Below are 24,242 nucleotides of genomic sequence, written 5' to 3' on the forward strand. Positions count from 1 at the left end.
ATAGTCAAAAGGTTTATTGATCTTAAAGATGCCCCGGAAATACTTTCTGAGATATATTTCCTGTCAGGTAAAATATACTTTTGTACAGGTTTTAAAGGGTAATTGATGTTGGATTACTGGAAGTTCGGTTCTATGTAGATAGCGATTCTGGATGGCTGGATGTTGTTGTGAGGCTGGTTCCCTCCGGTTTCAGAGGTACTTCTGTTACCATCTACCAGCGTTCCTCCTGTGCCGCTGGCTCCTCTGCTTCCTATAGTCCAATAGTGTTGGTGCGAGTGTCTCGGCATCTGATCAATGGTTAATGTATGGGTTTTTGAACCTATTTCGCCACCTAGATTCTGGAATTCAAATTCAGCAGGATTCCAGCCTACAATGGTTTTTCCTCTGAAATCCAGACATTCTTTCCAGCCTGCAGGAATTTCAGCGACAGGTTTTCTCCATGCTATGACAATACCTCCGTTGATGAAAGGTGCGGTTTTCTGCTCCAGTTTTGCAATTCTTGCCGTTAATGCAGAAACATCTATCTGGGTCGCAGTATTATTGACTTTGATCTGGATGTTTTTAAGGGTTTCCAGCTTTACAAATTCAGACCAGTTATAGCTTACAGTACCAGTACCAAATTTTACCGTTCTTTTTTCGATTAATGTTTTGGGAAACTGGTCTTCAAATATTTTTGAAATGTTTTCTGTGTGTACATATACGGTAGCGGTAGGGGAGTAAAGCCCTCCTTCAAAATAATAAAGCTTACCTTCTATGGCTACAATGCCCGGGTTTACACTGGCTCCTATAACATCACATCCCGACAGGATTGTTTTGTCTCCGGCAAGATCTCCCAATGCTTCAAAGATTTCATAAGCCTCTTCAATGGTGGCCATCAGGTCATTGGTTAAAGGCACACCGCCTGTTTGTAAAAATTTGAAATTATATTTCATTTGGATATTCTTTTGTTTTTATTTGATATCTTTTAGAAGGCAGTTTGTAAAAGTCTATATCTGCTTTCAGCTGATCTATATTAATTAATGAGACATTCGGATTTTCAGCATTTACCGGTATTTCTACGATAAAATCATACTCGCTGTACAGTTCTGCTTCTGTCCAGAGGTACAGGGGTCTTTCGTCTCCGAAAAGCCATTTCCTCTTCGGGTCATTTACACTTAGATTATTGGTTTCTCCTTCAGTGTAAACATAAACACCATCATGCTGGACCGCTTTTATGATTTTGATCCGATTTTTTGCCCGGTCATGGTTGTAATTCAGAATACTTTGAAGTGAAAACTTCTGATAGTTGTACTTCATTTTTCTGATATTGTCTTTTCTCTCCCTTCCGAATTCTATATACAGTTCTTCGATATAAAAGATTAAGACAGACATTAAGTTCAGGACCGATCCTGTTCTCCAGAATGTAAAAAGCCACCAGTTGGCAAGCCTTTTAAAATTGATATTAAATAAGTTATCATTCATATTATTGTGCTTGATAATTAAGATATTCAATACCGCTCCAGTCTTCCTGCTGGGTATCCGGGTCTTTTAGGGTAAAGCTTCCTGAGCTTGGAATTCTGCTGATCTCTATCGGCTGGAAATTTCCGTATCCCGGTGCTCCGGCTTCTATCCATCTGCTTGATACTTCTTTGTTTAACAGATCCGTAACTCCTTCTACGGCTAAAATGGCAGCTTCAAGTTTCTGAACACTCAGCTCTCCATTGAAGGGTAGGTTCTTTAAAAACCTTTTGATAGCGTCCTGAACCGGAAATCTGGAGGTGCGGATACTCATCCCATTCTGCAGAAGAACGCCCGGATTATAGCAGATTTTAAACTGCAGTCTTAAGATGTCCGGTTTGTAATTCACAATAACAATATTGTCTCCGGCAGCCTGAATTTCTTCGATATAGGCGGTAAAAGCGTCTTTGATTTCGTTACTCACCGGAACGATTTCTTCATTTTCTTCGGTAGCAATTTTCATGGAGATCTTGGAGCTGTTGGGCGCTTTCGTTACGGCCACATATTTGATGACTTTTGACTGGTCAATTTCTTCCTGGCTGGCTACCACATCGTTTCCGCTGGCATTCTCATACGTCGGGGAGAACTGATCGCTGTCCGGAAGCAGGCTGAAACCATATTGAAATCTCAGCGCCTGGTTCCTGTACCATCTTAATGTGGGAACTTTCTGTTCCTGGATCAGGGTTCCAATTTCTTTGAGGTGAAGTTTACAGGCTTCCTGAAAATTCCAGATCACAAAGCCTACAGTTTCAAATATTTTGGTCCAGAAAGAGGTTCTGGAAGATGTATTGAGGCCCTGCAGACCCGGATTTTCATTTTTAAGCTGTAAAATCTGATTAATTATTTCCTGAAGTGTTTTATTCATCTTAACTTACTTTAAAGGTGTTTCCTATTTGCATGTAACCAATTCCTTTTAAGGATGGGAACTGGTTTTCCTGTTCTAATGTTGTCCCTGTTGCGGGCTTTATCATTCTTGATGTGTAATAGTTGGTTACATCAATATTTTTTTCTAATTCATCCGGAATAATAAGTTGTGTTCCGGAAGTCAGAAGATCGGAAACAGCTCTTCCGTTGGCTATGGCAATATCAAAACATTTCTGAACGTCTCCTGTATACTGTATTGAGATATCTAAAATTGACTGCCTGTTTAATACTTTAATCTCCATAATCTGCTTCTATATCTATTTCAAGGTTTTCATCAATTTTTATCTTCTGTACATTCATTCCGTCGGCAAAGAATTCCTGGCGGATCTCTCTGGCCAGTTCATCAGGAGCAGCATGTTCCAGGTACCTTCTTGCCCCGACTCCGTTTTTAGGGAAAAGCTTGATTTCTCCTTTATCTGCTAAAAGCAGGGCTTTCTGGTGTTCATAAGTGCTTTCACCAAAAGCGAAGTCTCCTTCTGCAAACTGCAGTTCAAAATTTTTATCTAAAAGAATATCTACTGGCATATTATGTTATGTTTCCTGTTCCTGTTCCGGTTTGGGCGGTTGCCGTTCCCGTTGTGTTTACGATTACTTTTACCTGTCCGGCTTCTACAAATTTTTTTATTGCTTCGGCCATTTTCTGGGCAATTCTGGTTCTTGATGCTCCTGCATCATTCTGTTCAGCGGACTCTTTTTCCATAATTTTGAGCAGGTCGCTGATAAGTATTGGTTCTGCTGCGCTTAAACTCATTTTAAAAGGGATTTAAATTCATTTCTAAGGTTTTCAAAATCCGCAAGGTTGATCAGATTGATGGTAGGACCGTAGTTGGTGGTGAACGCCATCTTCTGGATGGCATCAAAAAGCTTATCCACGAGCTTGGCGAAGTTTTTTCCGTTGGCTTCCATGTGAATCCTGTCGGTCAGTTCAAGGCTGGTGTTTCCTGTTGTCCAGTAGAATTTCTCTACTTCATCACAGGCAATCACCATCCAGTCATCATCATCTTCCACTCTTACGGCCAGCACATAGCTTCCTACTTTTGGGATCTGGATAAAGCTTTTATTGCCGGTAAGCACCGGGCGGAGCCTTACATCCATATATTCCTGGCCGTCTTCATCAATCAGAATGCATATTGCCTTTCCTTCATCTACCGATTTTACCTGTGCAATATTGCTTACCGCCGGAGCGTGTGAGCTTGCGATCTGTTTTAAACCTTCTCTTATATATTCTGGTGTTGCCATTATTTCTGCATTAAAAATCCTAATGTTACCGTCTGTCTTCCTCCTGATGCCCCAAACTCACCGCTTACGCTTTCAATAAAGTATTCACCGGTTTTGTCGGGATACATTCCTCCTTCAAGCTCCAGAACCATTCCTTTTACGGCATAAGGTTCTAGGAAGAGGGTGATATTTCCTTCATAGCCTTTGTAATTTTCCTTGGTCTGTAAACGGTTGGCAATCTGCTTTAAAAACTGGGCAGGAATTCCGGCTTTTACTTTCAGGCTTTTCTCGCTGGTTGGTTTCTCCTGGTCAGATTTTGTTTTGTTTACTTCTCCTTTGTCATTTTTCTCTTTGATGACAATCCGGGTACTTTTATCGACTTTCTTTTGCTGGAATTCATCGTCTTTTACCGTATTCCAGCCTATTCTCGCCTTTATCCTTTCCTGTACTTTCCCGTAAAGGGTTCCTACGAAGATTTCGTTCATATTGAAATAGACCGCGAGCTTGCATTCGTCTTTCAGCCATTCCAGTACTTTAATTCCGTTGACGTTTTTGAATCTTACATTCTTCAGCGGAATATCCGGTATCTCTTTGGAAACAACGATGTCTGTTTTTTTAGTAAGGTCTTCCAGCAGCTTTTTGACGGTTACGGAACTGTAGGATTCGCTGAACATGGTCTCATACAGCTGGTATCCATACCCTTCGCATTCTATTTTCACGGGAATTCCCATGTTGACTCTCTTCACAAAGCCTTCGAAGCGTTTTTTATTGGCTTTATTATAACCTAAATAGACACTTACTTTATCACCTTCCTTGAAAGCATAACCCATTCTATCACTGCTTGTACGCTCTTTGTTGAGGTCCTGGGTCTGTACTTTATCGTTTTTCAGATAACTGATACGGGGAAGTTCAATTGTACATGAGTCAATAAAAGATCCTACTTCGCTTTTCCAGGTTACCTTACTGGCTTTTACATTTTTTTCATCTGCAATAGAGATGTTACTGGTTAGTGTTAGCATTTTTCTTTGGTACTTCTAAGTCTTTTACATCTGCAATAAAATCACTCTCGCAGGTAAGGTTAAACGGTCTTATCCAATGCGTTTTTCCCTGTGTTTCCAGGAATTCCAGAGAGGTAATCGCTACACGGCAGCTTTTATCTAAAAACATTTCCGGGTATCCTCCGTGAAGGGTTACAGGAAGGTCTGTTTCAAAAATAGCTTTGAGCTTTTCAATATCATCTTCCGGAACTTTCCTGCTTTTATCAATCAGAAAACCTCTGATGGTGAACTTGTAATCATCAATATTGAACATTTCCTTTACAGTTCCTTTCCTTTCACTTACGGCAGTTTTCACAATGGTCTTGCTGAGGTTTACCGCAACAGTACAGGCATCTATAGTGAGGGAACCGCCAATATTTCCATTGATTCTGAATTCAACAGGAAACCAGATATCCTTGCCATACGCTCCCTCTTTGTTGAAAGGAATATCTTTTTTGCTGTTATGAATCTTATTCCTGTTGCTGTTTTGTGAAATTCTGATATTTTCTGTATCCCCGGCAGAACCCGGAAGACTGAATGGCGTCCTTGAAAAATAGGATTTATATAAATTTTGTAAATCAAAAACTGTCTGCATCTTACATTACTTTTGCTCCGTTATATAGAACACGTCCAAGGCATTCCATTACTATACTTTCTAACTGGTCGGATGTTTCTCCGGAATTCAGAGTGTTGAACTGGATGGTATCGAAGAATTTACCCAACGTGATATTGATGGTTTTCTGCCCTCCTCCGGAAACGGTTTCTCCGGTTTCTCTGGATTTGGCAGCATTGTCTCTTCTGGTGTCCTCACTTCTGTTGATTGTTGGTCTTCCTGCTGCGGTAAGATCTGTTTTTGCCGGCCCTTTCGATGTCATAAAACCTTTTACCTGAGCATCTGTTGCTTTCATCCCATTGGCAAGGTCTGCACTGGCTTTGATCTCATTGGTTTTGGTAACTTTGATTTCTTTTCCGGTGATCAGTTCTTTCGCCCATCGGTAAGCGCTTTCAATCCCATTCAGAATAGGTGTCAGGACGTTATTCCAAACCCATTTGAGTGCTTCTGCCAGCCATCCTACAGCCTTCAGGACAACTCCTAAGATTCCATACACGGCAGCGAAGACATCTTTGATCATTTCACTGTTTGCGATCCAGGTAATAAGTCCTGAAACAATACTCCAGACAGCATCAAAAACACTTCCCAGTGTATTCCAGACAATAGAGAAATATTCCTGAATTGTTGCCACAAACCCTCCCCAGGCATTGGTTTCACCTCCGAGATTTAGGATGAAATCCAGAGCTGAGCCCAGGCTTCCCACGATAGTGTCAATGTAGGGCTGTACCAATGTCATTAAAGGTTCAAAACCTTTTACCAGGTTAACTCCTATATCCAATACACGCGATATGAGAGGCATGAAAGCGGTTCCGATTTCTGTAAGCATGCTGGTAGACGTTTTTTTGATCATGTCTAATTTCCCTTCTACCGTATTGCTCTGGGATTCAAGGCCGCCTTCGAACATTCCTCCTTTTCCTTTGGCGTCAGCAAGCGACTTTGATAACATATCATAAGTGATATTCATTCCTTTCAGCTGCTCAATGCTTTTACCTGTGGAAGATGATAGTGCTCCGTATATATCGATACCTGCAGCTCCGAACTTTTTAAGCTGGTCGCTGGATGCTACACCTTCACTTTTGATTTCTTTCATCTGTTCAGAAAGGCTCACAAGTTCACTGCCTCCACCACCTGCTGCACTTACAGCGTTAGCAAGGTTCATTACTTCCTCTCTGGCACGTTTGGCATCTCCGTCTACAGAAATAAGGGCTTTGTTGGCTTCTAATAATGTAGTCATATCGTATGCCGTATTATTAGAATCGGAATTGATGTTTTTATAAGCGGCGGTAGCGCCTCCTTTTCCTAAAAGACCGGAAAGTCCGGCAACATCTTTTTCTTTCTGCATTGCTCCGGAAATTGCTGCTGAAGCACCACTTTTGAGAAGGTTTAGTGCGGCATCACCCACTAGTTTGAGCCCACCTCCCAAAGCTCCCATGGCACCGCTGAGGAAACCTCCGCCTCCGCCACTTTGTGATGCATCTGGTGCAGATGCATCTGCTGAAGATGCAGATGAACCTGGTACTCCCAGCTTTATCTTCATGTAGTCTTTAAACTTGTTGTAATTTGACGAGATAGAATCCCGGACTTTTCCATACACATCTTTGATCCCATCAATCAGATTGAAATTTGCGATTTTATTAAAAGCATTATTTACATTTTGTTTTATTCTGCTAAAACCGGCCGCGATATCATTGGTGACGGTTGTTATAGCTTTTCCTATATCTGCTTTTGTAAAAAAAGTATGTGCGAAGCTGTTTAACTGCGATCCAAGGATGGTATTTATATTATCAATAAAATTTGATAAACTAGTAAGATTGTTCATAATTTAAAATTTTCTTTCGCCTTGTTTTTTCCAAATTTCTAAGGCTATTCCGGTGCGATAGAAAAACTTTTCATCACCCCAATTCTTTAATGCATCGGCTCCAAACTGCATACTTCCAAAAACAATCAGGAACTCTATTCCTTCGGTCTTTTTATCAGAGAATGAATTCCGACCTGCTTCACTAAGCGCGAAAAAAGTCGGCCTTCTTGCTCTCCAGAATGTTGTTCATCTGTAAGAACACGGCGATGAAGCAGTCTTCATCTTCAATCAGCTGATAATCTCCTTCAATCCAAAGCTGTTCTACGATCATCGCTACAGCTTTACTCATTCCGTTGGAACCAATAGCCGTAAGATAATCACCCAGATCATCTGCTTTAGGCGGTCTTAGAACAGCAAGGAAGTCATCCACCTTCAAATAAATAAGGTCTCTGTTGCCGTACTCTTTTTTCCACTCATCAAGCTTTTTAGCAGTGTATCTTGCCTCAAAAGGGCTAAGGTCTTTTACTACACTTTTCTTGGTTTCCTGGGTCTTTTTTTCTTCTTTAGATTTTCTGTTATTGAAAATTTCCTGTAATTTTTCGTTTGCCATTTTATTTTGTTTTATTGATTATACAATTCTTCTGCTCATTGCGATGTACGGAAGGGTAACTTCTCTGTTTTTAGCCCCTTGTTCCATTTCGAAACCATCTTCTGTGAACTGAACTCCTGAAGTAACAATGGTTGTTCCTTTGTCAGAAGCTTTTTTCTTGTAAGAAATTGTGATTACGATAAGTTCGTGAGGAACCTCAGTGATATCATCGTAACCTGCGTCTCTTGCCGCTTTGTTCAATGCATCTGCTTCGAAACCTAAAAGTTTGATGTTTCCGTCGTATTTAGCATTCCCTTTCGAAATATCAATAGGCTCGTTTCCTGAACCGTAGATATGTTCTGATTCAACAGTCTTTTTTGTACTGAAACCTCTAAGTCCTTTGATTACCTTTGATAACACCTTCACTTCAAAATGAGCCCATGCGCATTCTGATGATGTAATATTAATATTAGCCATGTTTTAAATTAAATTGTTTTTGTTAAACCCATGTTCAGTACAATCCAGGTCATATAGCCTAACGGTTGGATCTGAATTTGTTTTTCAAGGGTGTTTGTGTTGATTAAATCCTGGTCTAACGGGACCAATACTTCCGCTCCGCTGATCTGTCCTGCCATGTTGTTCAATAGCTGGGCTCTTGTAAGCTCTTCCAGGTAAACAGCATCTGCTTCATTTAGTCTTCCGTCTGCAGCCATTCTGATGGAAGATTCCAGGAATGGAGTATCTGTAGCGGTAGAAATTCTCTGTGCTTTGTCAATCAGTCTTCCGTGAACCAATGTTCTGAAGTCATCTGAACCAGCCATTTTATCTACACTGAAATAATAACCTGCAGCTCCTTCTCTGGTGTGGAAAGTAATGAAACCTGCCTCGGTAAGCAGATCTAATTTTTCAACCGGAATACTGTCTACTTTGTCTTCTCCGATATACGCTTCTGTAATGCTTAGTGCTCCGTTCTGTCCGTCTCCGATTTTTACGTGAGCAGGATATTTACAAGCTCTTGCCAGAACCAAAGCTACAGATGCAGAACCGTCATCTTTTGATCCTCCAAGAACCACTCCTGCAAATGTATTGTTCGCAGATTTCGGCTCAAAAACAGGAGTTGCAGAGGCATCTTTTACTCTCCCTTCAATTAAAAACCTTACCGGTCTGTTGATGGACTGCTGGTACTGAGCTAATATTTTAGAAGCTAATAACGCTTTCTCAACGTCTTTGTCTAAAAATCCTGCAGGAGAAACGTAAGATGCATCCGGCTTTCTGCAAACTCCTACTAAGTTTACTCTACCATTGGAAGCGGTAAGAAGTTTTTTTACGCCTGCTTCGTTGGTGCTTTTAACGGCGTCTTCCATTGTTGTTGCGGCTGGTGTTCCTAAGATCCACAGCTCCTGGCTTCCCCCAAGCTCCTGATAAAATTCATTGATTGCCTGAAACAAGAACGGTTCGTCCTGTTCAGTGTACCCTTTGGTTTTAGCGTCTTCCGGTGAGTAAACAGTCTTTACATGACCAATATTGGTTTCTTTGTAAGCTGTTCCCACGATTCCTGCAACGCCGTCGATTACCTGAATCTGACGTAGTAAGTTGCCTGAAGCCACATTCGCTTTTACTTTTGGTGTTCCATTTCCTTGTGACATTTTTTACTTATTTTTTAAAAAGTTGTTGTACATATTTTTTGAATCAGAAATCCTTTTTCTGTTCATTTTTTATTTTTAAATGGTATTTACATGATCTTTTTCCATCTGATGATGAGGACAAGAGCGAACAGGGCGAGTACACCAAGAAAGATTCTTCCGAGCCATAGCTGTGTTTCCTGAAACCATGACAAAGCCTTTTCTTTGTATATAGGTTTTTCAATGTAAATTGGTGTTTTCTCGTGTTCTTTGATATAGGTTTCCCGCCATGTTTTAAATGACTCTTGTGCCTGTTTATAGCATTCTACCGATAATTTTCCTTCATTAATGGATACTTTCGGTGTCAGCAGGCCGCTTCCGGAGGTATTTCCGTTACGGCTTATATTTTTATTGAATTCAGATTCTTTCAGAACCGGCTTTCCGTTGATGCATTCTATCAGCGCGTGATAATAGGTGCTGTCTGCTTCTGTTCTGAAAATGGTGTCTTTAACCACAGTTACCACTTCTTTCGTGTTTTCGATGATCACCGGTTCCTGAGGTTTCCTGTTAAGGCAGGAAACCTGAACCAGCGAAACAAAAAATAACGATATGAAGAACATGAATTGTTTCATTCTAATATTGTATATATCCTTTGATGGATGTTAATGTTCTTTTTCTTCTGCAGACCTTAATGCCTTCGCGGCTTCCGTTGTCATTCGTATTTCCTTCTATGGTGTAGATATATTGGGAATCGAACTTTTCAACGAAACCTGTGTGGCCCAGGCCTTTTCCAAAGTCCATGATAAATACTGATCCAACAGAAGGCTTTGAGGATTTCTTTTCTCTGGGAGCGTTATTCCATGCGTATAAAACTCCGCCTGTTCTTATGGCTGTATTGGTGGTTTTATTCTGTCTTGCAGCTTCATTGAAGCACCAGTACACAAAAGCCATACACCAGCTTGCCGGGAAATTAATTCCCACTGAGGCCAGATAGGTTTTAACAGGGATTCCCCAATTTGATCCCTGAGGTTTTTCCTCTTGTCCTATTTGGGTAATAGCGACTTTTAATGCGGTTGCAGATAGTGAATCCATATTAATAATTAAGTGTTGTGTTTGTTTTGTGAGTACAAATTTCTAACATCCTGCAACGGTTTGAAAATAAGAGCGCAAGGATTGCACAACTTTTTTAAAATGCCCTGTTTAAAGCTCAATTTTGTACTGTGAAATAGTGTAGACGGGAAGAAAATATAACCTGTTTAAATGAAACTATTCCATAACAGAAACTAATTTGATAAACTATAATTTACTACTTATGGAAGAATATTTTTATGTACAGTTATTATTAGACCTTCAGGAAAGAATTGCCCAGGAGGTTCCGGAGATTCAGCATATCGATCAGCAGCTGGGACAGCTTGCCAATGGTATACAGAGCACGGTAACTTATCCTGCTTTATTTATTGATTTTCCGGAGGCCATGTATGATGTGGATTTCCCCGAAGCATCTTATTCCGATATGTCAGCAAACGGGCAATTGGGTAATGTTCCGGTATCTTTTCAGCTCGTGTCGAATGATGAATTTCCGACATGGCACGGGATTCCGGTTGAAGAAAGGAAAAAAGGGTTTGATTTTTTAAGAATCGAGCAGAAGCTGTATCAAGCGCTTCAGGGCTGGAGCAAAGATTATTTCTCACCATTTTCAAGAACGATGGTGAAAAGTACAAGCAAGCAACACGCTGGGTTTAAAGTAAGAGAACTGATCTTTACGACGCAGTATGAGGATGTATCGGCCAATCCTGAAGAAACGCTGGCGGAAATCAAACGTTATCATTTTGCCAGGCTGGAAGATAATTAGAATTTAGAATAAGGTAAGCTGGGTTTCCTCTTTGGGAATCACCATTCCTTTGATGTTCATCCATTGCCTGTAGGAGAGGTGAATGTTGTATTTCGGGAAAGTATGCCTTACGATTTTGGTATCCGGAACATCGGCGTGCTTATGTGCATTATAAACACTTATAATGTACCGGGCACGTTTGATGTAATTTTTATTGTTGTAAGACATAAGGCAAAAATAAAGGGTCTTTTTGTACAAGTCAAGCCGATTTTCGGTCACAAAAAAAGCTATGGATGCCCATAGCTTTTGGTATTTAGAGTAACGGAGGCTTCTTTTGGAACTCCTTTAGGGCCACACTTTTTAAAGTGTTCAAAACGGTTGGATCTTGTCTGTTTATCAGTGCATAAGTCTCATACTGAGGGTAATCCCTTAGTTCTGTACTTATTTCCAGAGTGATTATTGTGTATCCTTTCTTTTCAAGGGCTTCTTTTACTTCGGTACTGCTGTACCAGTGACCGTTTATTTTGATCATGTTATTGAATTTAAAGGTTAAATGGCTGGATGCTGGAAGCTGGATGGAGGAAGTTATGAAAGTCATAAAAGAATAACTTTTCAGTTTTATCTTGACCGTCTGTAATGATAACTAAAAATAACTTCCAGTCTCCCTCTTCCGGCTTTCATCCAGCTTAGATCAGGTTATTGAAAGCTTTTTACTGCAACTGCCTGTGAAGTTCATTTTTCATCATCAGGACCGCGTTGGTTTCATAACTTCCGAAATCGTCCGGAAAGTAGATCTCATATTCCTTCAGGAAATGCCAGAGGGCATCGGCTTTATAATAAGGAAGCTTAATGATGAAAGATCTGTCTTTCTGTCTTGTTTTTACAGCTTTCTGCAGCAGTTGGGTTCTGAGCTCCATGCAGATGGAGATGCTGCTTTTCAGATTCCTGGGCTGAGTGTTGATGTTCAGCATATCCAGGATCTGCATGCTGCTGTTGAGAACGCTGAGCTTACTGTTATCTAAGGATAGAAGAAGTTTCATTTCAGCTTTTTAATAGGAGAAATTTAAATTAATTCCTTCCCATTCATTATTCTCGTTTTTCTTGAAAAAAGAGATGTAATCTTTGCTTAATGAGAAACTGTAGCTTTCTTTTAGCAGCCTGATTCCTTCTTTCCAGTTTTCGTCTTCAAATCGGTCTTCCATGCTGTATAATTTCTGAACCAGAAGAATGTCCAGCGCTCCGTTTTTACGTTCCAGAAGGGACATGATGAGATCTTTGGTATCTAAATCTCCTTCATATTTCGAGCTTAGAAAGTCTATGATGTGTCTCTCTGCCTGATGGGATCTTTCGTCAAAAACACCTTTTCCCTGTCTTTTATATTGAATCTTAAAATTTTCGTCTTCAATTTTGAAGTTTCCCTTTCCATCCTGATGTCTTTTGCTGTAATCTTTCAGCAGGTCGAAAAGAGAACCGAGATCTGAAAAGGCTTTGGTCTTGAAGTCCTGGATCTGTGCGGAAAGATGGTCTGCCGTTGTGGCCAGATCGCTGATAACAGATTTTTTCAGGCTTTCATACTGGGTACGCTTTTGCTCGCGTTTTTGGGCTTCTTTCTGTTTTCTTGCATTAAGCTCTGCTTCAAGTTCCTCAATGGTCATTATTTTTAATGTTTCGGTGATCATATTTTTTGTTTTTGGTGATTAATGAATTGTTTTTGGTTTTAATAATGGGTTTTTATTTCTGGCTGGAAGAGGGGAGATGGAGGCTGGAAGTTCTTTTAGTTATAACTATTGACGAGCAGCTCTTCCTTCTTCCATCTCCCGGCTTCCCCTCTCTTAGTAGGGCGATTCCCACTGGAGCTGGTTAATAATTCTGAGTTTGATCTGAATCTTTCCTTCTACGTCTTCCGGAACTACATATCCTGATTCGTTCCAGATAGAGCTGATTTCTTTATGGATAAACATTCTGTCGAAATCGGTAAGGTATTTTTCTCCGTAGCTGTCATACTGCAGCGCGATGGTTAATAGGTTTTCTCTTGTATTCATTGTTGTTGGTTTTCAATTGTTGTTCCCCAATAGAGGTTGGCTTTTTCTTTGTTGATATTTAATGTTCCGCCGGGACATCTTCCTGAGATAATGGCTTTCAGGCCCTCCGCCTGGATGATGATCTTGGATAGTTTTCTCCAGACAGTTCCCAGCGCACTGTCCGGAAGTCCTTTTTCTTCGTGGCTCACGAAAATGATGAGCTTGTTTTTGTGCTTTTCTTTAAGCTCGAGAACCATTTTCCTGGTGATTTCGTCACGGTAAACCGTCGTGTTGTCTATAAAAATGATCTTCGGGCATTTTCTTGATTCAAACTTTTGATTTAATTCATCCCAGGGCATATAATCCAGGAGCTTAAAGTTTTTGTCGGTATCGGATAATCCTGCGGCAACCATTGCAGAGATAATGTCTTTGGAGAAGCCTTCTTCAGCAGATACATACAATACTTTTCCAAATTCTGCCAGATATTTGGCCAGCATCATAGCGAAGGTGGTTTTTCCGTTTTTCTCTGCACCTCCCAGGTACCAGAATCCTGCTGTTTCCGGCTGTCCGAAAGCTTTCTGCCATAATCCGGTAAATTCAAACTGTTTAAAGACGATGGACAGGGCCTGTTTTACTGATATGGATCTCATGATCTGTTTACGTTTACTAAGGTTTTTAGATATCTTAATGATTTGATCTTTCCGTCTTCCTGACCTTTGCGGGTAGAGTAGGGCGTGTCTATTTTTACCATACAGCTCCTGATGACTTCATTCACGGTTGTTTTATCATCAAGGTTTACATAGGCTACGTCTCCAATCAGCTTGGTGTAGAATTTCTTCCGGTCTTCCGGGCCTTTCGGAACCAGAGTGACGAAATCGTCAGAAAAGCGGCTGAATATCTCGGCAAATCCTACTTTGTGGTTGTTAATTCCTTTGGTAATCTTTGCTCTCAGGCCATCTGCCCCAATCATGAACCAGGCGCAGTTATCTACCGTGTCATTCATGATTCCTTTTAATTCCAGATAAGCACTGTATTCAAGGTCTCCGGCTTCATCAATGCAGATGAATGGATTTTCCAGCACGTTCAGGGCGTATTTTACATTCTCCAGAACTTCATGGTATTTACCTTTTGTTCCACATCCTAAAACAACGGCCAGCTGCCGGATAAACCTTACTTTGGTATGTGTTTGTGAGGCGTCTATGTAAAACGCGTTTTTCATCTGTGAAATAATAGCCTTAGCGCATTCTGTTTTCCCTATGCCGCAGTCGTCTACCAGGATCATGGATGTTTTTGATTTCTGGCAGAAGATGAAGCTTTCGTACATCTGCTCATACACCTCGGTTCTGGCAAATTTCCAGCTGTTCTTATTAAGGTCTACTCGGAATTTTCTTCCGATGTGAAGCCATTCTCCGGCTGATAAAATTTTTTCTGTTTCTCCTTTTTTAATTCTGCTGTAGATTGAGTTGCTTATATTTAGTGATTGGGCAAAAGCAGCATCTGTTCCTCCGAAATTCTTCCGGTATTTCATCATCGCTTCCCGGATCTGGTATTTTAATTCTTTATTGATCTCCATATTTTCTATTTTGTGTCTGTTATCTGAAGTTTGATTTCCAGCTTCTTGCAGTACTTTCTGTTTCTTTGTAGTGATATTCCTGGGTTTCTTCGAAAAGAATTTCCTCCGGAATCGATTCTGTCTGCCTGTATCTTTTTCTGCCTGGAATCTGAAACTTGCTGTTAATTACTTTCTTACGGTTGTCTATCACCGTGATCTGTTCAATTTCTCTTTTCTGATGGGCCATGAAAGCATTCACTGTATTTTCATAGGCAGACATCATCTTTCTGTTGATTTCTCCTTGTGCACCTCTTTCGTGCTTTGATTTTGAATATTCCGGATGTGGAACAATATCGCAGAGCATCATATCTTCATAATAGATCATGGCTTTTAGCGTGCTTCCATCATTTCCATCGAGCCAGAATATTCTGAATTCTTTTCCTTCTACATACTTCATCAGCCTGATCAGGTCTTCTCCTAAAACAATTTCACCGTCTAGTCCCAAAACATACGTGGTATTTCTGAAGTTGATGATCCCCGCGTTACAGCTTGATACTGTTTCTTTTCCCAGGTAGGGCAGGAGTGCCTGCCAGTTGGTGGGACGGGTGTTTTTGTTCTGCATCTCACAGAATACTTCCCATCTTGTTTTGTCTTTATATATGGAATGAGGTGAATTGTTCCATATTTCAATGTCGTTCAGAGAGCCGTCTACAATGTCATCGTACGGAATAATGACTTCTTCATCTGCGCTCTTTTGATTTTCTTCTTTCCGGGCATGAGGTCTGGCCATCCATCCCAGTCTGCTTTTTTCGTGTCGGTACCGCAGTTCTTCAAATTTTCTTTCAATGGCTTTGGATCTGGCCCGGTTCGCATAAATATTGACTGTGTCGAACATCGCTCCGTTTCTCAGGAATGTATCTTTGAAACTGCTGTTTAGTGAGCTTTCACATTCCAATCCTAAAGGAAGATTGAACCCCCATTCTGTATAATTCCTGATCATCTGGCGGTAGAACTCTGTGATGATTCCTTCCTTGGTTTTTCCGTGTACCCAGCATGTCCAGGCTTCAGAACCGAGATCTATTCCCATATAGAACCACACCCGGTTTCTCTTTTTGTCATACATGAACGGCGGCTGTCTGTCATCAATCGAAATCAATGTTCCTGCTTCTTTGATTTTAGCCAGCTTGTGCCATGGGATGAATTCCTGCATCAGTTTCTGGCGGTCTCCTGAACGTCTGGCATAGGTTCCTATCTTATTTTCCCACTTTCCTAGCCATGCAATGATGGAACTGTCTGATATTTCTTTGAATTTTCTGCTGTCTGTCGGATCATACATTTCACCGGTTTCATTGGAGATGATCTCCAGTTCTCCGTTCAGAAAAGCCTGATACTGGGAGGCAACCTGTGTTCTTGAAGGTTTATAATCCTGTCCGGCAAACATATCGTTCAGCAGTGCAATCATTTCATCGGTCATCAGTTTCCTGTTCTGGTTTTTCAGTTTTCCGGAGATCAGGCAGCTGTAGTTATAGCCTCCGTTTTCATAGGTATTGAAAAACGGTTTCCATATCCTGTCAAATGCCCTGTATGACGCGGGAATACTATGTTCTGTATTAAAAAGTTTCGGCAGATATTCATTGAACGTTATAATATCGGTGCAGATGGAAGGCATAAGCCCTCGCCCTGATGTTTTTTTGAGCTTTTTCCATTCCTCAAGCCTTGCCTGCTTCAGTCTTTCTGCAGCACGGAGAACGCTTGCATTAGTGATGTATTCCTGTTTGAAGTTTTCTTTTAAGGGGGTGCCGTCTTCAAATCTGAAATCGGTATAATAACGAACCGCAGACGGATCAAACTGAAAGAAAGAGATCATGGGATGCTGCATTTTGCGCGGATCTCCAAGACTATCCTGTATTTCTTTGGGAAGCGAATCAAAGTCAATGAGCATCTGGCGGCCGTTTCCTCCTTTTCTGACCTGCTTAATTCCGAAAGGCAGATCCCTGTACCGCTGGATTTTCTTCTGAAGAGCATCTAATGTGCTGAAATATGCCGGAACCAGTTCATCTTTTGTTACTGCGAGTATATTGCCCCAGTGGATCGGCATGGTATCGTTATTTTTGTTTGTTTTACTGAGGTTGGTAACTGATCTTAAAGAAAATTCCTAGTATTATTTTGTAAGTAGCAATTTCTTTTCTTCCTGTTTTGGCGTCTATCACTTCTATCTTTTTGTGACAGAACAGGGTCTGAAGTATTTTTTTCATGGTATTTTATTTTTTAATGATTGGGCTTCGTTATTAATAGCTTCTTCGGTTTTCCTTAAAAAAATATTATATTCCTTCTTTAAAACATCAGATTTTTCTCCCACTCTGTCACCGCGCAAAGATTTACGAATGAAGTCAATGGAACAGTCATGACGTTTCATCAGAATATTTAAGATCTCTGTATTGTAATATGTTCTTTTTTTAGTAGTTTTGTTCATTATCATGTTTGTCTTTTGTACGGGACAAATATCGTAAAGTTTTACGAATAACCAAACGAAAACTCGAAAAATTTCTCGAATCAAGATTCAAATTATTGATTATGAATGGAATAAATTTTCGGATAAAACAACTTGTTGATTACTTCGCTAACGGAAATAATTCTGTTTTCGGGGGTATGATAGGGGTAAATGAATCCAATATAAGAAGTTATATCAATGGAACAGAGCCTAAATTCAATGTCATCGAAAAAATATGCACTTCGCTCGCAATAAATTTCGAATGGCTTATTGTAGGTGAAGGAGAAATGCTGAAAGAAGATAAAAAAGAACAGGCTGCTCTGCTGTCTGATTTTTACCACAGGGTTCCGCAGGTAATAACGGTAGATTCTCATAACAGGGACAATATTGCCCTTGTTCCCAACAAGCTGAAGGCCGGATATCTTCAGGGATATAATGATCCTAATTTCATTAAATCATTACCTACGTTCCGGCTTCCAAACCTTAATAACGGGGTGTTCAGGATGTTTGAAATTGAAGGACATTCCATGTTTCCTACGCTTCCCGATCGTACACACGTAGTTGCCCAGTTTGTGGACGACTGGATTCATGATATCAGTGATAACAAGCTGTATGCTATTGTTTCGAATGAAATTGAAGACGGTCTTATTAAAAGATGCCTGAACAGAATCAAAAAATATGATAACCTGATCTGTAAATCAGATAACAGACGTAATTATCCTACGCAGAATATCCATCCTAGTACAATAAAAGAAGTATGGGAAGTAAAGCTTCACCTGAATTTCAACCTACCGGATCCTGCAGAGTTTTATGACCGTTTGAATGATCTGGAAGCAGAAATACAGTATTTAAAAACGAATAGAAATATAAGTAATTGATTTTCAGTTTGTTTTTATTTGTTTCAGAATTCCCTAAAGGGTTCTTAATCTTTGCTTTTCAACAATATGGATTGTTTTTCAGGCTTTACAGGTTGGTTAATCTGGTTGGAATAACGTAGAAATGTCCGTGCAGATGTCCATCCAAGTGTCCATGCAACGGTTTTTGTGCTTTTTATAACATTTATTCCGGATTGTTTTTAGCCGGGTATATCGTTTGAATTCCCTTTGTAGTCCCTGTTTATTCGGAATTAAAACAGAGAAAGCGCCTTAAGGCGCTTTCTCTGTTTTGGATACATTGTGAATGAAATCCGGCATTTGGAAAAAATCAGTGGTTATTGAGTTTTTATGGTTAAGGTTTTGATATTTAATTTATTAAGCTTTAGATGGTGATTTTTATGATGGACATTTCAATCTGGTGAGTGTAGATATTCTTACTTATTTTGCGGATGACCTATTTGTTATAGACGTTTTGGCTAAAGCCAGAGGATTGGATTTTTATTATTTAGGCGGACTAAAGTCCATCTCTATTGAATAAATTCTACAATCTAACATAAAGGATTTCTCTAAAAACTCTTTGGTGTTTTTTTCTCGCAGATTTTGCAGATTCTTTTATTTGACGCGTAATAAAAATCGTAGATTTTTCAAGAACTTATGTGATTTTTTCTATTTCCAACCTTTATTAATTGATTCTGTTCCGCTCGTCTTCATTCCCGAAATTTCTGTCTTTGGTTTTCATGTTATTATTTCCGAATCTGTAGCTGAGGGATATTCTGAATCCCCGGGTATAATTATTATTCCTGATATTGGTATTGATACCATTTGATTGATAAGAGATCAAAGGTTTCTGGCCGTTAAGGATATCGGTTGCTGCAACAGTTACAGATAATTTTTTATCTAAACATAAAAACTTAACAGCAAGATCCATCATATTCATCGTAGAAATATGGAAGATCTGGTACCTGCCCGGAAGTTGTAATGCATAATTTACACTTAGAGAAACCGTTTTATTCTTATTTAAAGTAAATTCGTTATTGGTGTAGAAATAGGCATTATACCCATCGATTGATTCGGCGAAAGAAACCTTGGATTTTACATTCTGATAATTCACATTAAATCCTGTAAAGCTGTTCCACCATTTCAGTTTGTTGAAATTATACGAGGAGGAAAACCCGATCTGATAGGTATCTGCATAGTTCACCGGAGTATTTCTGGTGATATTGGTTTCTCCATCCAGAATAGATAATGCCTGTCCGAAATCTGAAACTTTGGAGTAATAAAGAGAGGAAATCCATTGCTGTCCTTTAACATAAGTAAATTCCAGATTATCAATAATAGACGGCTTAAGATATGGATTCCCCTCAGAATAATAGAACGGGCTGGTGCGAACTACAAAAGGATTCAGGTAATCGAAGCCTGGTCTTCTGATTCTTCTGCTGTAATTCAGGGAAAGGGAATGGTTGCTATTGATAGTATAGGTTACATAAGCAGTAGGAAACAGTTTGATATAATCATTTTTGTCTGTACGGCCTGTATTTTCGGAAAGTCCTTTGGTTTGGGTGGCTTCAGCTCGGAGACCGAATTTTGCTTCCCATTGGTCATTGAATTTTCTGTTTAAAGATGCATACACGGCTTCATTGTATTCTTTATAAACGAATGTATTGGACTGATCGGTATTCAAAACAGAAATTCCGGTCTCTCTTCCATAAACGGTAAGGTCGTTATCAGTTTTTGTATATGAAAAACGAGCTCCGAAATTAAGATCTGCCCAGGAAAGTTTGGTTTCCACGTCGGCTTTCCCGGAATAATTGCGAATTTGGTTGATATTGGTATTCAATGCTGAAAAATAGGAGCCGGGAATCGGTTGAGATCCTGCATTGAGTTCTCTGCCGTCAAAATCCCTGCGGTCGGTTTTCTTATACTGAAAGAAATCGAAATCTGTAGAAATAACGGTTCCGGTGCTGTCTGCTTTGATGGTATTGAACCAGTTAAAAGTATGGGTACTTGGTTTATTGGAAGTATTAACATCAGATGTAATGAAAGATTCTGGATTCATAGTCTGATAATTGATCCTTGAAGTAAGGGGAGAGCTGGAAGAGGTTTCACTATTAAAGCTTCCGAGATATTTTACTCCGGAGATCCATTTTTCAGAGAGTTTGTAGTCTGCACCAAGGCTTAATCCCGTATTTTTATTTTTGTCAGTATTTGTCTGATTCATCATCCATAATTCATTTGGGTAGAAAGTTTGGCTTTCAGAAAAAGAACGAAGCTTCTGCTGTTCCGTATAAACAGATGCCTGCAATGATAATCTGTCACGGTTATAGCCAAATGTTCCCTGAAGGCTGCTTCCTGCAAAATATCTTTGGGTATAATTGGCTCCGACGCTTGCATTCCATGAATTATCTCTGGCTTTTTTTAATCTGATATTGATGATTCCGCTGTTTCCTTCAGCTTCATATTTTGCGGGTGGAGCAGTAATAATTTCGATGCTTTTGATATTATCAGAAGGAATGGTTTTTAAAAAAGAGGCCAGTTCACTTTCCGGCATTCTCTGTAAGTGTTCATCAATCATCACAAGCACTTCACCTTTGCCGACTATGGAAACAGATTCATTCTGTACTCTTACCAATGGAGCGGATTTCAGTGCATCAAGAGCATTTCCTCCCGTTGAAGCTGCAGAATTTTCCACATAGTAGATCATTCGGTCCACTTTTTTTTCAATAACTTTTTTACGGTTTTTAATGACAACAGCTTCCAAAGCTGTCTCACCTGTTTTTTCTTTTTCCTGAGCGTTGATGCTGTATATAGAGAGAAGAATAAAGGCGGGTATTAATAGAGATTTCATAGGTTTTTGTATGTATTGTACTGCAAAACTGCTTCTTTGCTCTGCGTCATGCTACTTTTATCGACGTTTCCCGGAATTTTATCTACGAACCCGGTGCAGATCTCTTTTTTAAAAGACTATTTTTACAAAAAATTAGTAACCGGAATGGAGAAACTCTATCTGAATAAGAAAACAGAAGCCGGCCTGCATATTCTGTTTTGGACTCTTACCCTGTATTTTGTAGTGGTAGGCAATACTGTCTATTATCTGAAGATTTCAGAAATTGATCTGTTCCTTAAAACTTATGCCGTAGTTTTTATCCTGACTTTCTATTTTCATTACAGCCTGGTGATGCCTAAGATCTTTAAGGATTTCAAATGGCCGAAGCTTATTGCCGGAGTAATCATTTCCTATCTGTTTTTTGCACTGGCCCGTTTTACCATTGAGCAGGTATTGACTGACTGGTGGTTTGGAAAAACGAATTATACAAAACCCGCTCTTGGAAGTTATCTGACTGATAATCTGCTGTACAGTCCACGTCCTATTATCCTCAGCTCATTTTTATGGCTGGTAATCCATGTAATCAGGCTTCTGGAATATAATAAGATCATTCTGGAGGAACAGAAAAATACAGAGATCAAATTTCTTAAAGCCCAGATCAATCCGCATTTTATTTTTAATACATTGAATAATATTTATTCTATGGTGCATTTTCAGTCGCCGGAATCTCTTTCCGCCATTGAAAAACTGAGCAGCATTATGCGTTTTACAACCTATGAAGCTCAGAAAGATCATATTGCGCTGTCAGAAGAAATAGATTATATCAAAGCTTATATTGAACTGGAAGAGTTACGACATTACGAAAATAATATTGTTCAATGGACAGATGCTGTTGAAGACGGAAAGATCCGTATTGCGCCATATATCCTTTCGCCTCTGGTAGAAAATGCTTTAAAACATGGGGCTTATTCAGATAAAGATCCTATTGAAATTACAATAAAAGCAAATGCTGACAACCTGAATTTTGAAGTCATCAATACCATCGGAAAGCAAAAAACAGATAAATTAGGCGGAATTGGGCTGGATAACCTGAAAAACAGATTGGATATGCTGTATCCGGGTCAATATAAACTTACAACCGACCGTTTTGAGAATAGATTTAAAGCTTCTATACACATTCAACTATGAAACAGAAAATCAATTGTATTATCCTGGACGACGAACCTTTTGCTGTAAGGCTTTTGAACGATTATGCATTGAAAACCGGAGTTCTCAACGTAATCTACGCCGGAAGCGATGTGTATGAAGTGATGAAAATCCTTAGATCGGAAAGTATTGACCTTATTTTTATCGATATCCAGATGCCGGAACTTACAGGAATCGAAATGATGAAAATGTTCAATAAGAATCATAATTTCATCGTAACCACCGCCTATGCGGAATATGCCCTGGAAGCTTTTGACTTTCATGTTGTTGATTTTTTACTGAAACCGATTGTATTTAACCGTTTTTATCAGAGTGTAGAAAAGTTTATCCAGTGGCAGCAGGCTTTTGCGCCCAGTCCTCAGACAGAATATCTGTTGGTCAGAGCTGATCGTAAATACTATAAAATAGCTTTTGAAGAGATAGTTTATATTGAAGGTCTGAAAGATTATATCCGGATCCACACGGTCAATGATAAAGTGATGATGCTGGAAAATATGAAAGATATTCTGGAAAAACTGCCGGAAAATCGTTTTATGAGGATTCACAGGTCTTATATTATTGCTACAGATAAAATCAAGGTTATTGAAGGAAACAGGATTCAGATGAGGAACCTGGATTTTGTAACTGTAGGAGAGACCTACCGGAAACCTTTTTCTGACTGGATTGAGAGTAATGGGATGTGATAGTTGTCCAGGATAGCTTAGGTTTTTTGTTGGTTTAACGCAACGTCGCAAGGGTTTTAGCCATTGTACTGTTTTTAAGGCGCTAGAAAATCAAAGATTTTCAGCAATTTTTGGGTTGTAACCTATTATTTTAAGAATCAAAAACAGGCCGAAGGCTAGCCATCAGCTTCATCGGATCAACTTCGTTGATCCTGTCCTTTGCTTTCTAAAATCCGCGGTATTAACATAGAAATCTTTGCGTTTCAAAAAATGTAGGGAGACCTATCAATACAACTTAAATTTTTTACAAATTCTACAGCTTTCTCGAATTTTTGTACTTGAAAAATCTGCGTCATCAGCGAAATCAGTGAGCGAAAAAATAGATAAACATTTTCCATTCCGCAGAATTTATTCAATAGGACTTTAGTCCGCCTAATAATAAAAATCCAATTCTCTGGCTTTAGCCAAAACTTCTACAAAAAATACGTTATTTGCTCAATTTTCGAGCCTGAAAACTATAAATATGTCAGAAACCATTCATAAATCTCCTGAAAAACTTTTTCTTTGATCTCTTCATTCAGGATTTCATGGCGCATTTCCGGGTAAAGCTTGTAGTCGATATGGGTAAATCCGTCCCGTTTCAGGTTATTAACGGTTTTCATCACTCCTTTTCCAAAATCTCCGATTGGGTCGTTCTGTCCGCTGATCAGTAAAAGAGGAAAGGATTTGGAAATGGAATCTGCCCAATGTCTTGCCGTGGCTTTTTTATAAATGCTGAACAGGGCATAGAACGCATTGTTTGTAAAGGGAATTCCGCACAGTTCATCTTCTGTAAATGCTTTTCTGTTGGCCGGATTCAGACTGAGCCAGCTTGTATCACTGAAATCTATATCTTTCTTAAAATGACTGTTATTAACTTTACTGAATAGGGTATTGAGGTAAGTCGGATGATGCGGGGCAATTTTGTTGGCTAACGACAGATAACCTTTTATCAAACTGATTCCCGCCAAAGGACCTCCGGTTCCGGTGATCACAGCTCCGGTAAATTTATTGCTTGCCCTTTGAAGAAGACATCTCGTCACAAATGAACCCATAGAATGGCCCAAAACAAAATGCGGAACATCCGGGTATTGCTGATGAAGGTAATCTGCCATTGTTTCTGCATCATCAACAAGTCGTTCATCCGGTCCGTTAAGCTGGAAAAACCCAATGTCCTTTTTATCTTTTACCGATCTACCGTGTCCCAAATGATCATAGGTGAGGACTGCAAATCCGTGGTCTGCAAAATAAGTTGCTATTTCAGTATATCTTCCGCTATGCTCCTGCATGCCGTGAATGATGAGAAGAGTAGCTTTAACGGGAATGGTTTCCGTAGTGAAGAGGGTGTGGAAGAGGTGTGGTTCGATAGTAGAAGATAGGTAAGATGATTTATGCAAATAAGCCATGTTGAATTTATTTTTAAATTGCTAAAAAATGAAAGTT

Annotated in this window: 31 protein-coding genes; 4 read left to right on the top strand and 27 right to left on the bottom strand. The window is 39.6% G+C overall.

From position 1 onward, the window contains the following. Nucleotides 1-113: 113 nt before the first annotated feature. From J2Y40_RS00990 to J2Y40_RS01060, 15 genes are all read right to left on the bottom strand, one after another. The gene (locus tag J2Y40_RS00990) at nucleotides 114-932 is read right to left on the bottom strand and encodes a phage baseplate protein (RefSeq protein WP_153394365.1); all 819 of its coding nucleotides are present in this window, start codon (nucleotides 930-932) and stop codon (nucleotides 114-116) included. Beyond that, entirely contained in the window at nucleotides 922-1,461 is a 540-nt protein-coding gene (locus J2Y40_RS00995) for a hypothetical protein (RefSeq protein WP_153394363.1), read from the bottom strand. Before J2Y40_RS00995 ends, J2Y40_RS00990 begins: the two co-directional genes overlap by 11 nt. A gap of 1 nt (nucleotide 1,462) precedes the next feature. After that, nucleotides 1,463-2,362 (bottom strand): nucleotidyltransferase, encoded by a 900-nt coding sequence (locus J2Y40_RS01000; protein ID WP_153394361.1) that lies wholly within the window; start codon nucleotides 2,360-2,362, stop codon nucleotides 1,463-1,465. A gap of 1 nt (nucleotide 2,363) precedes the next feature. Further along, nucleotides 2,364-2,663, bottom strand: coding sequence for a hypothetical protein (locus tag J2Y40_RS01005; RefSeq protein ID WP_309995947.1), 300 nt, complete (start codon nucleotides 2,661-2,663; stop codon nucleotides 2,364-2,366). Continuing rightward, nucleotides 2,653-2,946 (bottom strand): hypothetical protein, encoded by a 294-nt coding sequence (locus tag J2Y40_RS01010; protein WP_153394357.1) that lies wholly within the window; start codon nucleotides 2,944-2,946, stop codon nucleotides 2,653-2,655. The genes J2Y40_RS01005 and J2Y40_RS01010 overlap by 11 nt, the downstream gene beginning before the upstream one ends. A 1-nt stretch (nucleotide 2,947) precedes the next feature. Further along, nucleotides 2,948-3,172, bottom strand: coding sequence for a hypothetical protein (locus J2Y40_RS01015; protein ID WP_153394355.1), 225 nt, complete (start codon nucleotides 3,170-3,172; stop codon nucleotides 2,948-2,950). Continuing rightward, on the bottom strand, nucleotides 3,169-3,660 hold the full coding sequence (locus J2Y40_RS01020) for a hypothetical protein (RefSeq protein WP_153394353.1): 492 nt from the start codon (nucleotides 3,658-3,660) through the stop codon (nucleotides 3,169-3,171). The genes J2Y40_RS01015 and J2Y40_RS01020 overlap by 4 nt, the downstream gene beginning before the upstream one ends. Continuing rightward, the gene (locus J2Y40_RS01025) at nucleotides 3,660-4,658 is read right to left on the bottom strand and encodes a hypothetical protein (RefSeq protein ID WP_153394351.1); all 999 of its coding nucleotides are present in this window, start codon (nucleotides 4,656-4,658) and stop codon (nucleotides 3,660-3,662) included. Before J2Y40_RS01025 ends, J2Y40_RS01020 begins: the two co-directional genes overlap by 1 nt. Next, the gene (locus J2Y40_RS01030) at nucleotides 4,639-5,271 is read right to left on the bottom strand and encodes a DUF6046 domain-containing protein (protein ID WP_309995953.1); all 633 of its coding nucleotides are present in this window, start codon (nucleotides 5,269-5,271) and stop codon (nucleotides 4,639-4,641) included. Before J2Y40_RS01030 ends, J2Y40_RS01025 begins: the two co-directional genes overlap by 20 nt. A gap of 1 nt (nucleotide 5,272) precedes the next feature. Then, nucleotides 5,273-7,108, bottom strand: a complete 1,836-nt coding sequence (locus J2Y40_RS01035) for a hypothetical protein (RefSeq protein ID WP_309995956.1) — start codon at nucleotides 7,106-7,108, stop codon at nucleotides 5,273-5,275. Between the two features lie 181 nt (nucleotides 7,109-7,289). Then, nucleotides 7,290-7,697, bottom strand: coding sequence for a hypothetical protein (locus tag J2Y40_RS01040; RefSeq protein ID WP_062696610.1), 408 nt, complete (start codon nucleotides 7,695-7,697; stop codon nucleotides 7,290-7,292). A gap of 18 nt (nucleotides 7,698-7,715) precedes the next feature. Then, nucleotides 7,716-8,153: a hypothetical protein gene (locus J2Y40_RS01045; RefSeq protein ID WP_153394345.1), complete on the bottom strand. Its 438-nt coding sequence runs from the start codon at nucleotides 8,151-8,153 to the stop codon at nucleotides 7,716-7,718. 8 nt (nucleotides 8,154-8,161) lie between these two features. After that, entirely contained in the window at nucleotides 8,162-9,322 is a 1,161-nt protein-coding gene (locus J2Y40_RS01050) for a DUF2586 family protein (protein ID WP_153394343.1), read from the bottom strand. Nucleotides 9,323-9,408: 86 nt separating this feature from the next. After that, nucleotides 9,409-9,930 carry a hypothetical protein gene (locus J2Y40_RS01055; protein ID WP_153394341.1) on the bottom strand — a complete coding sequence of 174 codons (522 nt, stop codon included), beginning with the start codon at nucleotides 9,928-9,930 and terminating at the stop codon, nucleotides 9,409-9,411. A 1-nt stretch (nucleotide 9,931) separates the two neighbouring features. Then, nucleotides 9,932-10,390, bottom strand: coding sequence for a CHAP domain-containing protein (locus tag J2Y40_RS01060; RefSeq protein WP_153394339.1), 459 nt, complete (start codon nucleotides 10,388-10,390; stop codon nucleotides 9,932-9,934). 220 nt (nucleotides 10,391-10,610) lie between these two features. On the opposite strand from J2Y40_RS01060, the gene J2Y40_RS01065 reads away from it, so the two are divergent. Beyond that, nucleotides 10,611-11,150, top strand: a complete 540-nt coding sequence (locus J2Y40_RS01065; RefSeq protein WP_153394337.1) for a hypothetical protein — start codon at nucleotides 10,611-10,613, stop codon at nucleotides 11,148-11,150. Nucleotides 11,151-11,153: 3 nt separating this feature from the next. Here J2Y40_RS01065 and J2Y40_RS01070 read toward each other — a convergent pair whose 3' ends face one another. The 10 genes from J2Y40_RS01070 to J2Y40_RS01115 all read right to left on the bottom strand — a co-directional run bounded on the left by J2Y40_RS01070 (nucleotide 11,154) and on the right by J2Y40_RS01115 (nucleotide 17,175). Beyond that, nucleotides 11,154-11,357 carry a hypothetical protein gene (locus J2Y40_RS01070; protein WP_062696604.1) on the bottom strand — a complete coding sequence of 68 codons (204 nt, stop codon included), beginning with the start codon at nucleotides 11,355-11,357 and terminating at the stop codon, nucleotides 11,154-11,156. A gap of 85 nt (nucleotides 11,358-11,442) precedes the next feature. Next, entirely contained in the window at nucleotides 11,443-11,661 is a 219-nt protein-coding gene (locus J2Y40_RS01075) for a hypothetical protein (RefSeq protein ID WP_309995962.1), read from the bottom strand. A gap of 178 nt (nucleotides 11,662-11,839) precedes the next feature. Then, nucleotides 11,840-12,169, bottom strand: a complete 330-nt coding sequence (locus tag J2Y40_RS01080; protein WP_153394333.1) for a hypothetical protein — start codon at nucleotides 12,167-12,169, stop codon at nucleotides 11,840-11,842. 9 nt (nucleotides 12,170-12,178) lie between these two features. After that, nucleotides 12,179-12,808, bottom strand: coding sequence for a DUF3164 family protein (locus tag J2Y40_RS01085; RefSeq protein ID WP_153394331.1), 630 nt, complete (start codon nucleotides 12,806-12,808; stop codon nucleotides 12,179-12,181). Between the two features lie 153 nt (nucleotides 12,809-12,961). Then, on the bottom strand, nucleotides 12,962-13,171 hold the full coding sequence (locus tag J2Y40_RS01090; RefSeq protein ID WP_062696600.1) for a hypothetical protein: 210 nt from the start codon (nucleotides 13,169-13,171) through the stop codon (nucleotides 12,962-12,964). Then, nucleotides 13,168-13,800, bottom strand: coding sequence for an ATP-binding protein (locus J2Y40_RS01095; protein WP_153394329.1), 633 nt, complete (start codon nucleotides 13,798-13,800; stop codon nucleotides 13,168-13,170). Before J2Y40_RS01095 ends, J2Y40_RS01090 begins: the two co-directional genes overlap by 4 nt. Next, nucleotides 13,797-14,723: an AAA family ATPase gene (locus J2Y40_RS01100; protein ID WP_309995966.1), complete on the bottom strand. Its 927-nt coding sequence runs from the start codon at nucleotides 14,721-14,723 to the stop codon at nucleotides 13,797-13,799. Before J2Y40_RS01100 ends, J2Y40_RS01095 begins: the two co-directional genes overlap by 4 nt. Nucleotides 14,724-14,742: 19 nt before the next feature. Continuing rightward, nucleotides 14,743-16,800 (bottom strand): hypothetical protein, encoded by a 2,058-nt coding sequence (locus J2Y40_RS01105; protein WP_309995969.1) that lies wholly within the window; start codon nucleotides 16,798-16,800, stop codon nucleotides 14,743-14,745. 22 nt (nucleotides 16,801-16,822) lie between these two features. After that, the gene (locus tag J2Y40_RS01110) at nucleotides 16,823-16,957 is read right to left on the bottom strand and encodes a hypothetical protein (RefSeq protein ID WP_262885774.1); all 135 of its coding nucleotides are present in this window, start codon (nucleotides 16,955-16,957) and stop codon (nucleotides 16,823-16,825) included. Next, nucleotides 16,954-17,175 (bottom strand): hypothetical protein, encoded by a 222-nt coding sequence (locus J2Y40_RS01115; protein ID WP_062696596.1) that lies wholly within the window; start codon nucleotides 17,173-17,175, stop codon nucleotides 16,954-16,956. Before J2Y40_RS01115 ends, J2Y40_RS01110 begins: the two co-directional genes overlap by 4 nt. 101 nt (nucleotides 17,176-17,276) lie before the next feature. Here J2Y40_RS01115 and J2Y40_RS01120 point away from each other — a divergent pair, with 101 nt between their 5' ends. Further along, entirely contained in the window at nucleotides 17,277-18,071 is a 795-nt protein-coding gene (locus J2Y40_RS01120; protein WP_153394324.1) for a S24/S26 family peptidase, read from the top strand. Between the two features lie 679 nt (nucleotides 18,072-18,750). Here the strand turns inward: J2Y40_RS01120 and J2Y40_RS01125 are convergent. Next, the gene (locus tag J2Y40_RS01125; RefSeq protein WP_309995972.1) at nucleotides 18,751-20,913 is read right to left on the bottom strand and encodes an outer membrane beta-barrel family protein; all 2,163 of its coding nucleotides are present in this window, start codon (nucleotides 20,911-20,913) and stop codon (nucleotides 18,751-18,753) included. A gap of 144 nt (nucleotides 20,914-21,057) precedes the next feature. Here J2Y40_RS01125 and J2Y40_RS01130 point away from each other — a divergent pair, with 144 nt between their 5' ends. Both J2Y40_RS01130 and J2Y40_RS01135 read left to right on the top strand, forming a co-directional pair. Continuing rightward, the gene (locus J2Y40_RS01130) at nucleotides 21,058-22,080 is read left to right on the top strand and encodes a sensor histidine kinase (protein ID WP_309995974.1); all 1,023 of its coding nucleotides are present in this window, start codon (nucleotides 21,058-21,060) and stop codon (nucleotides 22,078-22,080) included. After that, nucleotides 22,077-22,781 carry a LytTR family DNA-binding domain-containing protein gene (locus tag J2Y40_RS01135; protein ID WP_309995977.1) on the top strand — a complete coding sequence of 235 codons (705 nt, stop codon included), beginning with the start codon at nucleotides 22,077-22,079 and terminating at the stop codon, nucleotides 22,779-22,781. The genes J2Y40_RS01130 and J2Y40_RS01135 overlap by 4 nt, the downstream gene beginning before the upstream one ends. A 494-nt stretch (nucleotides 22,782-23,275) precedes the next feature. On the opposite strand, the gene J2Y40_RS01140 is transcribed toward J2Y40_RS01135, so the two are convergent. Then, a complete protein-coding gene (locus J2Y40_RS01140; protein WP_309995980.1) occupies nucleotides 23,276-24,205 on the bottom strand; it encodes an alpha/beta fold hydrolase in 930 nt (309 codons plus the stop codon). Between the last annotated feature and the right edge of the window lie 37 nt (nucleotides 24,206-24,242).

It is taken from the genome of Chryseobacterium sp. 2987 (assembly GCF_031456375.1).
GTDB classification, from domain to species: domain Bacteria; phylum Bacteroidota; class Bacteroidia; order Flavobacteriales; family Weeksellaceae; genus Chryseobacterium; species Chryseobacterium vaccae.